At 29.0% G+C, this 15,726-nt stretch carries 8 protein-coding genes, 1 tRNA gene and 1 pseudogene; 5 read left to right on the top strand and 5 right to left on the bottom strand.

The window, feature by feature from the left end; all coding sequences use genetic code 11:
* Positions 1-183: 183 nt before the first annotated feature.
* Entirely contained in the window at positions 184-1,596 is a 1,413-nt protein-coding gene (gene gndA / locus GN161_RS02590) for an NADP-dependent phosphogluconate dehydrogenase (RefSeq protein ID WP_159715279.1), read from the bottom strand.
* Between the two features lie 496 nt (positions 1,597-2,092).
* On the opposite strand from gndA, the gene metG reads away from it, so the two are divergent.
* Positions 2,093-3,754: a methionine--tRNA ligase gene (gene metG, locus GN161_RS02585; RefSeq protein ID WP_420021890.1), complete on the top strand. Its 1,662-nt coding sequence runs from the start codon at positions 2,093-2,095 to the stop codon at positions 3,752-3,754.
* Positions 3,755-4,204: 450 nt separating this feature from the next.
* Here metG and folE read toward each other — a convergent pair whose 3' ends face one another.
* Positions 4,205-4,870 carry a GTP cyclohydrolase I FolE gene (gene folE, locus GN161_RS02580; RefSeq protein ID WP_159715275.1) on the bottom strand — a complete coding sequence of 222 codons (666 nt, stop codon included), beginning with the start codon at positions 4,868-4,870 and terminating at the stop codon, positions 4,205-4,207.
* A gap of 909 nt (positions 4,871-5,779) precedes the next feature.
* Here folE and rplY point away from each other — a divergent pair.
* Together rplY and GN161_RS02570 are read left to right on the top strand one after the other, a co-directional pair.
* Positions 5,780-6,076 (top strand): 50S ribosomal protein L25, encoded by a 297-nt coding sequence (gene rplY, locus GN161_RS02575; RefSeq protein ID WP_159715273.1) that lies wholly within the window; start codon positions 5,780-5,782, stop codon positions 6,074-6,076.
* Between the two features lie 376 nt (positions 6,077-6,452).
* Positions 6,453-6,526: transfer RNA gene (locus tag GN161_RS02570), tRNA-Pro, on the top strand.
* Here GN161_RS02570 and ddlA read toward each other — a convergent pair.
* The 3 genes and pseudogenes from ddlA to gyrA form a co-directional block, all read right to left on the bottom strand.
* Positions 6,508-7,616: pseudogene (gene ddlA, locus GN161_RS02565) on the bottom strand (D-alanine--D-alanine ligase). The gene GN161_RS02570 and the pseudogene ddlA overlap by 19 nt on opposite strands.
* Positions 7,617-7,725: 109 nt before the next feature.
* Positions 7,726-8,847: a porin gene (locus tag GN161_RS02560; RefSeq protein ID WP_159715263.1), complete on the bottom strand. Its 1,122-nt coding sequence runs from the start codon at positions 8,845-8,847 to the stop codon at positions 7,726-7,728.
* Between the two features lie 645 nt (positions 8,848-9,492).
* Positions 9,493-12,048 (bottom strand): DNA gyrase subunit A, encoded by a 2,556-nt coding sequence (gyrA, locus tag GN161_RS02555; protein ID WP_159715261.1) that lies wholly within the window; start codon positions 12,046-12,048, stop codon positions 9,493-9,495.
* A gap of 249 nt (positions 12,049-12,297) precedes the next feature.
* Between gyrA and ubiG the strand changes: the two genes are divergently transcribed.
* Positions 12,298-13,026, top strand: coding sequence for a bifunctional 2-polyprenyl-6-hydroxyphenol methylase/3-demethylubiquinol 3-O-methyltransferase UbiG (gene ubiG / locus GN161_RS02550; RefSeq protein ID WP_159715259.1), 729 nt, complete (start codon positions 12,298-12,300; stop codon positions 13,024-13,026).
* Positions 13,027-13,419: 393 nt separating this feature from the next.
* Complete coding sequence (gene nrdA, locus GN161_RS02545; RefSeq protein WP_159715257.1) at positions 13,420-15,702, top strand: class 1a ribonucleoside-diphosphate reductase subunit alpha; 2,283 nt, start codon at positions 13,420-13,422, stop codon at positions 15,700-15,702.
* Positions 15,703-15,726: the final 24 nt, after the last annotated feature.

Genomic DNA, 15,726 nt, shown 5'->3' with positions numbered 1-15,726 from the left:
CACCTATTCAATTTTTTATTAAAATAACAAAAATCTTATAGATAAAATCTACCAAATATATATTAAGCATTTCTCTACAATAAGAATTATAACCATTCATCCCTCTCAATATCCCATTACATCATGGGATATTTACCATACTATTCAAACAATTTGATGAATAAACAAATATTGCTCTTATATTCATTTTAACCAATCAATATGGAATGTACCTTTTTTATCAACACACGCATAAGTATGCGCGCCAAAACAATCCCGCTGAGCTTGAATAAGATTTGCAGGCAACAAATTACTACGATAACTATCATAATACGCTATAGCAGCAGACAATGTAATCATTGGAATACCATGCTTAATACCGCAAACCACTACATCTCTCAACATTTGTTGATAATCATTCGCAACAGTAACACAATACGAAGATAATAGCAAATTAGTAATTTCTGGAGTTTGAGAATAAATATTGATAATTTTTTGTAAAAATTTTGATTTTATTATACATCCTGCACGAAAAATTTGAGCAATTTGTTTAAAATTCAACCCCCAATGATACTTATCAGACGCAATTTTCAATTGATAAAAACCTTGAGCATATAAAATAATCTTACTCAAATACAACGATTTCCGTGCTTTTTCCAAATATAAATATTTATCTTCAACACAATTTTTCCTATTGAAGGGCCCCAACAATATTTTTGATGCTTTAATACGTTGCTTTTTAAGAACGGATATATAACGAGCAAACACTGAATCTGTAATCATGTTCAATGGTATTCCTAATTCAATTGCATCTTGACTAGCCCACGCTCCAGTACCCTTATTTCCTGCCACATCCAATACAGAATCAATAACATAACCATGATGAGTATCTCGTTTAACAAAGATACGACTCGTTATCTCGATAAGATAACTATTTAATTCACCTTGATTCCATTGATTAAAAATTTCTCCTAATTCCTCATGAGTCAAATGAAACACATTTTTTAGAAAAAAATATATTTCGGCAATTATCTGCATATCTCCATATTCCATACCATTGTGTATCATTTTTACATAGTGACCAGATCCATTCGGTCCTATATATGCTACACAAGCTTCATCATCGACACGAGCAGCAATTTTTTTAAAAATTGATTCAACCATTTTATACGCATCCATCTGTCCTCCAGGCATCAATGAGGGCCCTTTTAAAGCTCCTTCTTCTCCTCCAGAAATTCCAGTGCCAATAAAATTTATCCCTTTTTTTGACAATTCAAAATTGCGACGCATAGTATCTTTATAAAATGAATTACCACCATCAATTAAAATGTCTCCTGAATTTATATAAAGAGATAACATTTTAATAATGTCATCAATATATATTCCTGATGTAATCATTAAAAATATAAACCGAGGGATATCTAAAGATAATACAAATTCTTTTATTGAATAATATGGAATAATATTTTTTCTTGGATTATTAGCAATAACTGACTCAGTTTTATCCTTAGAACGATTATAAATGGAAACACAATAACCTCTGCTTTCAATGTTTAATGCTAAATTCCGACCCATAACGCCCATACCGATAATACCAATCTTTTGCTGTTTAACCATTTTTACTCCTCTATGATATAAGTATGTCTTATATGTTTAAAATAATTAGATACTACTAATCTCTATCTAATTTATAGTGCGCAAATATTATACATAAAAAGATTGAATATAAAAATGAAAATTTTTAAACAATATTAAACCAAAAAATAAATCTTTTAAATAATAATAATAAATTATCAATATTACAAAGTTACGATTAAAATTCTTATTTACAATAAAATAAACATCTTATAAAACAACATATACATGTATACATATGCCACATATCATGATAAAGTTTTTATAACTCGTTGCTATTCAATTAAATTTAAAATATTTAATAAATCTGTACAAATATACCTTGCATTTATTATAATACTGTTATTGTAATGCGTTATATCAATATTAACAAAAACTATTTAAACCAAAGATAATTTTAATTATATTAATATTAAATGATATATTTCAATAACCCATGATACGCATTGCCATATAACGTATTTAAATCTATAAATTAATTATTATGACCATAAAAAAAATGTTAGTTACTTGCGCCTTACCTTACGCTAATGGTTCTCTTCATGTTGGTCACATGTTAGAGCATATACAAGCAGATATCTGGGTCCGTTATCAACGCATGCAAGGTAATCATGTATATTTTATTTGCGCAGATGATGCGCATGGCACTGCTATTATGTTAAAATCGCAACAACTCAATATATTACCGGAAAAAATGATTACCCAAATACAAAAAGAACATAAGCAGGATTGCTATAAATTCGGCATTAGTTATAATAACTATTACTCTACTCACAGCGAAGAAACTCGTGTTTTACTACATGATATCTACTTTCGATTAAAAAAAAATGGATTCATTAAGTCTAAATTTATTTCCCAATTATATGATGCCGAAAAAAACATATTTTTACCAGATCGTTTTGTAAAAGGTATTTGTCCAAAATGCAAAGCATTTGAACAATATGGAGATAATTGTGAAATATGTGGCGCTATTTATACCTCTTTAGATCTTATAAATCCAAAATCAGTTATTTCCGGAACATCTCCAATAATACGAAAATCTGAACATTTATTCTTTGATTTACCAGCTTTTACTGATATATTACGTATATGGATCCGATCTGGAAGTATACAAAAAGAAGTAGCCAATAAAGTAGAAGAATGGTTTAAATTAGGTCTAAAACAATGGGATATTTCTAGAGATGCTCCTTATTTCGGATTTAAGATCCCTGATACCTCAGAAAAATACTTTTATGTATGGATGGATGCAACCATAGGGTATATGGGAACCTTTAAAAACTTATGTAAAAAAAATAAAAACATATCTTTTAAAGATTTTTGGAGCACGAATTCTAAAACAGACCTGTATCATTTTATCGGTAAAGATATTATCTACTTTCACAGCTTATTTTGGCCAGCAGTTTTATCAGGTAGTCAACTCCGTAAACCAACCAATATTTTTGTCCACGGACATGTTACATTAAACGGATCTAAAATATCAAAATCTAAAGGAACCTGTATCAACGTAAACACCTATTTATCATACTTAAATCCAGATTATTTAAGATATTACTATGCTACAAAACTTTCATCCCATATTAACGATATAGATTTAAACCTAACAGATTTTACTACTAAAGTAAATGCAGATATTATTAACAAAATATTAAATTTAGCATCTAGAAATTCCGGATTTATACATCAATATTATAATGGACGCTTATCGAAAAAATTAATACATCCAGTACTGTATAATATGTTTGTTGAATCTAGACATTCTATAGGAGAATTATTTCAAAAAAGAGACTTCAATTACGCAATGCGCAAAATCATGAAATTAGCAGACACCGCTAATAGATATATCAATAACAATGCTCCATGGCATATAGCAAAAGAAACAACCCGAATACAAGAGGCTTTTTCTATTTACTCTATGGGTATCCAATTATTCCGTGTTCTTATGACCTATTTAAAACCCGTCTTGCCTAAATTAGCTAAATATAGCGAACACTTTCTCAACACTCGTCTTACATGGAATAGTATTTCTGTTCCTTTATTAGATCACCGAATTAACAAATTTAAAATAATTTTTTATCGTATTCACCCTGATCAAATATCATCTATTATGCATGAATCACAGTTACACATTTCCAAAACCTAAATGTCTTATATAAATATACACCCCATATACATAACACATATATCCTGATTAAATACAAACACGTAAACTCAAAATAATACAATCATTCAATACCATCCCTTATTTTATAATCAATTCATACATACATTGATCATAAAAAAAAATTAAACGATATTAACAATAGATATCTTTTACTTTAAGCATCAACCATTCCAAAAATTGACCCATATTTTTTTATAAAATAATCTATAGATATATATATGCATATATTATCATAATTTTTACGTTATACACGAAACTTTAAATAACATAAACACATATACGCATAAAAATAATGTCTTTTACATATTAAAGTATGTGATGCATTATTTTCTATATTATAGTGCTCTAATACATTGATACATAACATAATTGTATTTGCAGTATCTTATAAAGATCTCATATTTATAAAACGTGTAATATTAACATAATTCAATTATTACAATACATAATCGCATGGAAAAACTCTTTTCGAGTATTTGTATTAGACTCAAACAAACCTCCTAATGCAGTAGTAGTGGTAGAACTACTAACATCATGTATACCTCTAGCTTTTACACAATAATGTACTGCATCAATAAAAATTGCCACATTATTTGTATTAAGTAATGTTTGTAATGCTAAAAAAATCTGTTTTGTCAATCGCTCTTGTAATTGTGGTCTTTTAGAAAAAAACTGCACTATTCTATTTATCTTCGATAAACCAATCACATTTTTTTCTGGAATATAAGAAATAGTAACTTTACCGTTAAAAACAATAAAATGATGTTCACAGGTGCTAGTAATATTAATTCCTCGCACTGTAATCATCTCATTGATTTTCATTGTATTTTGAATAACCGCAATTTTAGGAAAATTTGAATAATCTAAACCTGAGAAAATTTCTTCTATATACATCGTAGCTATGCGTTTAGGCGTATTTAATAAACTATCATGTTTTAAATCTAAATTAAGAAGATGTACAATAGCTCTCATATGATCTTCAATACGACGCTTACGTGTTTGATGATTAATATTCAATCTAATCAGTGGATTTTCTAAACCCCTCACTGATAAAGCATCACGTACCAACATCGCTTCTTGCGTCAAGATACTCATATAATTTTCTCTGAAAAGGGTATTCAAGAAACTTTTCAGTGTAATATAACGTACTTAAAATAAAATTAAAACAATCCAATTAAATTGAGTGTACACTATATAAGCAACAGCTCATATTTGATAATTATCAAACCTATACTCAAATATAGTGATTTTTAAATTCTCTAACTTTTACGTATGAAACTATTTTTTTTCATTAAACCACCTACGCATTAAAAATATTTCCGTATTTTATTGCATAAATACTAAAAATTATAAAAATACATCAAAAATTACATATTTTTATTATTTAAATATCAATATATCCATACACTTAAACGGAATTTTTATTTTATATAAAATTATATATATCGTTAATTACATGAAATGAAATGAAATTCATTTACTTATTTTTAATATATTTCATTATTATTATCTGTAATTTATGATAAAAATACTTATAAAGTATAAATATTATAAACAACAATTAAAATATTAAAAATTAACTAAATTATCGTAGATTATCTATACTATTATAGATATTCTAAAACCTATTTTATATTACTAAACATTATTTAAGATTAAATAAATCATTAAAATTGTAATACTTTATAATTTTAATGATTTATAAAACCATCGTTTTTTTATAAAATACATATTGACATATTTAGTGTAAAAAAAGTATAATATATTGGTGAGTTTAATAAGATAATAAATGTCAATTTAAAAACCATCTATAGTAGTTACAGATATTAACTACTAGTATATTTCATATAAAAATTACCAAATAGTTACTTTGAATATAACATGTAATTGTAGAAAGTTACCTGTATTGCGTCACATTATCAATTTTAACGTTACGTTACCATTGATAACTATTATCATGACTATTATTGAATTCTAACGAAATTTACAATAGGTCTTACAGTAATGTTAACAATAAAAACTAATTTGCGTGTTTATAAAAAAAAAAGCGCAACAAGAAGACTACGTAAACAAAACAAATGTCCAGCTATTATCTACAGTAAAGGTGATGAACCGAATATATCTATAATGTTAAATCAAAACAATATGTTACACCCTGATATCAAAACACAACTATATAAAAATAACATTATTTTATTATTTATTGAAGAATATAAACAAACTATTGAAGTTAAAGTGCAAGAAATACAGTATCATCCCTTCAAGCCCAAATTAATTCATATTGATTTTGCACGTGTTTGAAGAAGTTATTGATTCTATAAATAAAATTTAACTATACAAGTATTTGACTTGACAATGTAGGAATAATATATTCTTTTTTTTACCACAGCGAAAAATAAGAAATAATATAATCAGCTTTTTAATGCACATTAATCATATCATAAGACAATATCTAGTAACTAATGATATTCATATATCTAATACATATATTTATAATTCATAATATAATGAAATGACCAACACATATAGTATTTTATACATACATATACACACATAAAAGTTTTTATTATCATTGTGGTTACTAAAAATTTTAAAAACCATATTCACAAAGTAGTGTGCAAAATATATAGTGTGCTAAAAAATAAAATTTCTGCAATTTTTTATAATACATCTAAAACGGCATGTAGCGTAGTTTGGTAGCGCACCGTCATGGGGTGGCGGAGGTCGGAGGTTCAAATCCTCTCATGCCGAAAATATTTAATACATCACTATCTGCATTATAAAAATAATTATTTTTATAATGCAGATCTAATGCTAATTCTATTAATTTTGTAATTAGTGCTCTCAAATTTAATCCAGTAGCCTTCCACAATTTTGGGTACATACTATCATTCGTAAATCCAGGCAATGTATTTACTTCATTGATAAAAATCTGATTATCCATAGTTAAAAAAACATCTACTCGTGCCATTCCAGAACAATTTAACACTTGAAACGCACGTAAAGTAATACAGCGAATCTCATCACTTATTGCATCATTGATTAAAGCAGGTACCACAATCTGCACTTTACGCTTTACATATTTATCACAATAAGTATAAAAACTGTCATTTGACAATATAATTTCACCACATACACTAATTGCTGGATTATCATTTCCTAATACTGCGCACTCCAATTCCCTTCCAATAATAGCTGGTTCTATCAATATTTTACAACTAAAAGAAAAAGCTGTTATTAATGCTTGATTAAAATTGTTATAGTTAGTAACTTTTGATACTCCTATTGACGACCCTTGATTCACTGGCTTCACAAAAAAAGGTAATCCAAAAGTAGAAACAAGACTATCAAAATCTATGTTTTTTTTATCATGAATTAAAAAAGTTTTAAATGGTACTACTGATAAACCTGCATCACGTAATAAACGTTTAGACACGTCTTTATCCATACCTACAGATGAACTCAAAATATTAGAACCAACAAATGGCACATTCATCATGCATAATAAACCCTGTAAAGCACCATCCTCTCCTAATGTTCCATGAATTACAGGAAAAATAACATCAAATTTTAACAAAATGTTTACATTATCAATATTAAGTGCAAATCGATGAGGATAATTTTTCAATAAAACAGAAATATATGTATCGTTTTTATAATATGATACAACATTAGAGTTTATGTTTTTTAGATGCCAATATCCTTTTTTATCTATCCATAAAATCATTACTTCGAATTGATATTTATCAATAGACTCTGCAATACACATAGCTGATTTCAATGAAATCTCATGTTCCAAAGAACGACCCCCACAAATAATACCAACACACAATTTAGACATAATACTGTATTCCCTGATATGTATATATTTTAATGGTTCAGCGTTACGCACTTAAAACAAAGGCGAATTCATAAATTCGCCTTTGTTTTAAGTGCGTAACGCTGAACCATTAAAATATATATGCTATACCTAACGCAATAACATCATCGGTACAAATCTGAGATGCATTAGTAAAACTATCCTTATTTAATAAATTAATTCTATAATCCATAGTAGCATAAATGTTTTTATCAAAAATGTAACTAGCTCCAACTGTAACACATTTTTTTAAAAAATTACTATAACCATTTTCTACGTCACTAGCTTTTGAATACAAATAAGAAACAGAAGGACGTAACCCAAAATCAAATTGATACTGGGCTACTAATTCAACATTCTTAGCTTTATTAGCAAATCCATAAATACGCTCTGGATTGACAATATTATCACAAAAACTACCAAATGGAGTCATATTATAAGTCTCTCCATAAACAGCTGCTACATACATACCTTTCCCGTCATATTTTATTCCCAAGGAATACGCTTCAACATTATCATCATAGCAAACACTACTATCTAAACTACTTTGTTCAGCAGTGCGTTTGTTATTAACATATGCTACAGATGCAGCCAACCCATTATTTAATGAATAAGATGCAGATACTCCATATCCTTCACCATTAGCAGTTTTTAAAGTACGACCTGTTAATTTATTAACATCATTTTTACCCTGATATTGTAAAGCAAAATCTAAACCATTTAGGTAACCAAAAAGATTTTTATTACGATATGTAATCACTTTCGAACTACGATTCGATAAAAAATTATCTACAAGCGATATATCTCCACCAAATCCTGGTATCACATCCGTCCATGACCCCACATCATACAATATCCCATAATTTCGTCCATAATCAATACTTCCAAAATTTCCAAATTTTATTCCTGCATAACCAAGCAATACCTTATCATTGTTGTTGATATTATTTCCTTCAACATTTTTCAATGAAATTTCATGCTCCCATAAACCAAACCCAACAATTTTATCATTAATGTATGTTTTTCCAGAAAAACCATATCTTACAAATGAATTATCACCATTTTTAGTATTGTCTCTAGAAAAATAATGTCCTCCTACTAAACTACCGAACACACTTAACGTATTGCCATCTTTATTATAAATCTCAGAAGCACCGGCAGTACTTGCCATCACCATAGTTGCAACCAGGCTAGTAAAACACCGTAATTTCATATTCATACCTCACGATACAGTAAATAATACTATTAAAAATTCAGTAAAAAAATCTAATACTAACTTTTTGCTCTAACAATCAACATAATACACCAACATCTATTCCCAAATATTACATATCAAACCATCTAATATACTTATACTGCTAACTACATCAAAATATCAAATAAAATACAATTTTTAAAAAATCACATTTAATGATACATATAAAAACTAATTATAATACACAAAATAAACAAATATACTCATATCATATCTCTACTAAGTATTATTTTTGTTTCATACATGAAAAATGTCTTATGTAAATATTAATAATATTTCCAACAAACCCTACCACTAAATATCATATTATGTCTAATCATTATATTCAACATGAATAACAAAATGATTCTCTCATAATATAAATTATATGCTTTTTATACTGCCTCAATTTCAATTACTGCCACTCTCAATAAAATATTCACAAATATATTAATCAAAAACGGTTTCTATGTTACAAAAAAATCACTATACATCAGTATATATAACACATGAATAAATAAATCATTTGCAATATTAATCTCATAGAAGAAATCCACATTATTTCACATATTTTGTGATTAACATCAATAAATAATAAAAAAATATTTTAGGATGCTGCTTAAATTAAATAAAACGATTTCCATTATCTACTGACTCTGCAACACGCTGCAATCCAACTACACGTTCATCATATGCGGTACGAATCAACATCACTCCTTGAGTATTTCGTCTAATAACATTGACCTCAGAAACACGAATACGAACTAATCGACCTAAATCAGTGATCATTACTATTTGATCGGATTTATTCACTTGCACAGCACCCACCACATTACCATTTCTCTCAGTAACTTTAATAGAAATCACTCCTTGAGTAGCACGTGACTTAATGGGATATTCTGATTGATTAGTACATTTTCCAAAACCATTCTGAGTAACAGTAAGAATAGAACTCTTATCTTTCTTCGGTATAATTAAAGATACTACACGGTCACCCTGTAACAAACGAATACCTTTTACACCAATTGCTGAACGCCCCACACTACGTACCTGCATTTCTTCAAATCTCACAACTTTTCCATAAGCAGTAAATAACATTACTTCATTACTACCATCAGTTATATCAGCTCCAATCAATTCATCCCCAACATTAAGATTCAACGCAATAATACCAACATTACGTGGTCGACTAAACTCCGTAAGTGGCGTTTTTTTTACCACTCCACTACTAGTTGCCATAAATACTTGATGCCCTGTTGTATAATTCCGAATTGGTAAAATAGCAGTGACTCGCTCATTTACGTCTAATGGTAGAAGATTAATAATTGGTTTGCCTCGTGACCCGCGACTAGTTTCTGGTAATCGATAAACCTTCATCCAATATATACGCCCATAATTAGAAAATAACAAAACTGTATCATGAGTATTAGCTACTAATAATTGAGTAATAACGTCCTCTTCCTTAATTCGTGTTGCTAACTTGCCTTTTCCTCCTCGTTTTTGTGCTTCATAATCTGTTAATGGTTGATATTTAACATAACCTTGATACGATAAAGTTACTACTACATCTTTTTGATTAATTAAATTTTCAACATTAATATTTGCAACATTACTACTAATTTCAGTGCGACGAGGATCATTATATTCTTCTTTTATCACCAGTAATTCTTGACGAATTACTCTCATAAGACATTTAGGATCTTGCAAAATAGAAATTAAATTCTTTATTTTTTCTAACAAACTACCATATTCTTGCAATATTTTTTTATATTCTAAAGTAGTAAGTTTATGTAATTTTAAATCCAAAATAGCTTGCACCTGATCCTGATTAAGATAATATTGATTATTATGAATAGTATTATTTATTTCTAACCATTCATATTTAGTAAAGTTAACAGAAGTCGATTGTCTCATATCAAGAATATTTCCTACATTCCACGATGAAGATATTAAAACCGAACTAGCTTCCACAGAACTATTAGATTGGCGAATAAGTTCAATAATCGAATCAATATTGAATAATGCTATAGCCAATCCCTCCAAGATATGAATACGACTACGAGCTTTTTTTAATTCAAACATAACACGACGTATTACTACTGCACGACGATGACACACAAAAGCAGATAAAATATCTTTCAAGGACATAATCTTTGGCTGCCCCTGATGTAAAGCTACCATATTAATGCCAAATGAAATTTGTAATGAAGTTAAAGAATACAAATTATTTAAAACTACCTCACTAATAGCATCACGTTTAATTTCAATAACTATTCGCATACCATCTTTATCAGATTCATCACGTAAATTATGTATTCCTTCAATACGTTTTAATTTCGCCAATTCAGCAATCTTTTCTAATAATCTAGCTTTATTCACTTGATACGGAATTTCATATATTACAATAGATTCTCGGCTACTTTTCGAATCAGTTTCAATTTCCACACGAGCACGAATATAGATTTTTCCTCGACCAGTATTATATGCTTCTTTAAGACCACTGCTATCATTAATAATAGCAGCAGTAGGAAAATCTGGACCTGGAATATACTTCATTAATTCTCTAACAGTAATATCTTCATTATCTATAAACGCTAAGCATCCATTAATTACTTCAGAAAGATTGTGTGGGGGAATATTAGTAGCCATTCCTACAGCAATACCAGAAGAACCATTTACTAAAAGATTTGGAATTCTGGCAGGCAATATTCCCGGAATCTTCTCAGTACCATCATAATTAAGCTCATAATCAACAGTTTCTTTATCCAAATCCAATAACAATTCATTTGCCATTTTAGACATACGTACTTCAGTATAACGCATAGCTGCTGCTGGATCGCCATCCACTGACCCAAAATTACCCTGTCCATCTATCAACACATAACGCATTAAAAACGGTTGGGCCATACGCACTATAGTTTCATATACCGCAGCATCTCCATGAGGATGATATTTTCCAATAACATCACCCACTACTCTAGCTGATTTTTTATAATTTTTATTCCAATAATTACCAAGCACTTGCATAGCAAATAGTACACGACGATGTACAGGTTTTAAACCATCGCGTACATCTGGTAATGCACGTCCAACAATCACTGACATAGCATAATCTAAATAAGAATGTGTTAATTCTTCTTCTATGTTGATTTGTGTGATCTCTTTAGCAAAATTGTTCATGCATTTATATCCTCTATTCATTTTTTAGTTATAAACTAAAAATCATTTATAAATCACTTATTAAATTATAATATAAGCCGTTTTAGTAATATTTAAATTGTTTTACAAAGATAAATAAGTTTATCATGTTAAACACACAATCCAATTTAAGACCATATTTTAACAAACTAATAATTTTATATATGAGTAATTCATTCACTAACATTAAATTTATAAAATTTCATATTTCTATTTTAATAAAATCTTAACATGAAAGACACAATTACTAATAAACTTATAAAAAATCAAAAACATATAGACATTAATAACTTTAATACATCCACATCTCAATGGTGGGGTCCTTCCAATACATTTAAACCGTTGCATCACATCAATTCAATACGTTTTAAGTATATTATTGAACGCAGTAATGGATTGTTCGGTAAAAAAATATTAGATATTGGATGCGGTGGAGGTATTTTATCTGAATGTATGGCACAAGCAGGTGCGAAAGTCGTCGGATTAGACATAAATTCTTCTGCTTTAGAAGAAGCAAAATCACATGCCTTACACCAAGATCTAAATATTTTTTATACACAAGAAAAAATAGAATATCACGCCTTAAATCATATTAATCATTACGATGTAATAACCTGTATGGAAGTCTTAGAACATGTATCGCATCCCCTATCAGTCATTCATGCCTGTTCTAGCATGATTAAAACAGGTGGATCAGTGTTTTTTTCCACATTAAATCGTACTTTTAAATCATGGTTGTTCATTATAATAGGTTGTGAACATATCTTACATATTATTCCAAAGGGTACTCATAGTTTTAATAAATTTATTACTCCATCTGAACTACTAGAATGGATTGATTCCACTATTTTGGAAGAAAAAAACATCACTGGATTATGTTATAATCCTTTCACATGTAAATGTACCCTAACACAAAACGTTAATACGAACTATATTTTACATGCTCAACTAAAACAATGAACGCTCCTCTATGTAATATGATTTTGTTCTCAATAAATAATAAATATTTGTACCATCATAAAACAATTTTACATTTTAATTATAAAAAATAACTCTCCATCATATAATCATGCTGATTTTAATTAAAATTAAAATAAAAATAATGTAGTATAAAATAATCACAATATTTTTCAATGTAATCAGTTACAATTAAATTTTTAATAATACTTATACTAAATTAGAATCACATAACATTCTTTACTTGTATTGCTATTTAATTATTACTATTTCTACACATTAAAATTATTATGTCATCATTAATTCATCAATTTACCGTAGACCTGAGCTATAATTTACTCATTATGAATTACTATGATTAACATTATCAGTATTTTACAATAGGTATGTACTTATATGAACCAAGCTCTACTAGTCACTAAACGAAACGGTCATCACGAACCTATTAATCTTGATAAAATTCACCGAGTTATCAATTGGGCTGCCAAAGGATTAGAAAAAGTCTCTGTTTCACAAGTAGAATTACGTTCTCACATACAATTTTATAACGGAATAAAAACTGCCGAAATTCAAGAAACAATTATAAAAGCAGCAGCAGACTTGATTTCTGAAGAAGAACCAGACTATCAATATTTAGCAGCACGTTTAGCAGTATTTAATTTACGAAAAAAAGCTTACGGTCAATTTGAACCACCAAAACTTTACAATCACGTATTACGATTAATAAAAATTGGTAAATACGATAAACATTTATTGGATGATTATAATACAGGAGAGTTTGAACAAATGGATACATTTATTGATCATTGGCGAGACATGAATTTTTCGTATGCTGCTGTAAAACAATTAGAAGGTAAATATTTAGTACAAAACCGAGTAACCGGAGAAATTTACGAAAGCGCTCAATTTTTATATATATTAATCGCAGCTTGTTTATTTTCTAAATATCCTAAAAAAACTCGCATGAATTATATCAAACAATTTTACAATGCAATCTCAACTTTTAAAATTTCTTTGGCAACACCTATTATGTCTGGAGTGCGTACACCAACACGACAATTCAGTTCTTGTGTACTCATCGAATGCGATGACAACCTTGATTCTATCAACGCAACATCTAGTGCTATTGTAAAATATGTTGCACAACGTGCTGGAATAGGTATTAACGCTGGACGTATTAGAGCCTTAGGCAGTCCAATACGTAACGGAGAAGCATTTCATACTGGATGTATTCCATTCTATAAACATTTTCAAACGGCAGTAAAATCATGTTCCCAAGGAGGTGTTCGTGGAGGAGCCGCTACATTATTTTATCCTATTTGGCATTTAGAAATAGAACATCTACTTGTATTAAAAAACAATCGCGGTACAGAATCTAACCGAATACGTCATTTAGATTATGGAGTACAAATCAATAAATTAATGTATCAACGTCTGATTCAAGGAAAATATATTACACTATTTAGTCCATCTGATGTACCAGGATTATATGAATCTTTTTTCACTAATCAAAATGAATTTGAACACTTATATAACACATATGAAAATAACCCAAAAATTAGGCAACGAAAAATTAAAGCAATAGAACTGTTTTCTTTAATGATGCAAGAGCGAGCTTCTACTGGAAGAATTTATATTCAGCACACAGATCACTGTAATACTCATAGTCCTTTTAATAATATCACTGCTCCAATTCGTCAATCTAATTTGTGCCTGGAAATAACATTACCAACAAAACCTTTAAATCACATTAATGACTATAATGGTGAAATTGCTTTATGTACATTATCTGCTTTCAATCTTGGTAATATTGAAAACCTTGATGACTTATCTGAACTTGCTACTTTAATAGTGCGAGCTCTTGACGCTCTATTAGACTATCAAGATTACCCCATTCCTGCCGCACGACGCAGTGCTGTAAGAAGACGTTCTTTAGGGATTGGAGTAATTAATTATGCTTATTATCTCGCTAAACATGGGGTACGCTATTCAGACGGTAGTGCTAATAAATTAACACATCGTACTTTCGAAGCTATTCAATATTATCTATTAAGAGCATCCAATAATTTAGCTAAAGAAAAAGGATCTTGTAAATGGTTTCAAGATACCTCATATGCAAAAGGACTCTTACCTATTGATACGTACAAAAAAGAGCTTAATTTTTTTATTAATGAACCATTACATTATAACTGGGAAGATTTACGAGCTAATATTAGGCAATATGGATTACGAAATTCCACATTATCTGCATTAATGCCTTCAGAAACTTCATCACAAATCTCCAATGCCACTAATGGAATAGAACCTCCCAGAGGTTACATTAGCATAAAAGCTTCAAAAGATGGAATCTTACGCCAAGTAGTACCTGAGTTTATTAAGTTAAAATCTGCTTATGAATTATTATGGAAAATACCAGATAACCGAGGATATCTACAATTAGTGGGTATTATGCAAAAATTTATCGATCAGTCCATTTCAACTAATACTAACTATGATCCTGATCGATTTCCCGCATCCAAAGTTCCTATGAAACAACTACTTGCAGATTTATTATATGCATACAGACTAGGCATTAAAACATTATATTACCACAATACCCGTGATGGAGCTCAAGATACACAAAAAACACTATCACATAATCAGTTAAACACCTGTACAAGTGACGCCTGTACAATTTAAAAATGTAATTACTACTATTCGTAG

Source organism: Blochmannia endosymbiont of Camponotus nipponensis, from assembly GCF_009827135.1.
Taxonomy (GTDB): domain Bacteria; phylum Pseudomonadota; class Gammaproteobacteria; order Enterobacterales; family Enterobacteriaceae; genus Blochmanniella.
Note: the sequence above shows the minus strand (reverse complement) of the source record. Positions and strands in the feature narration are given on the sequence as shown.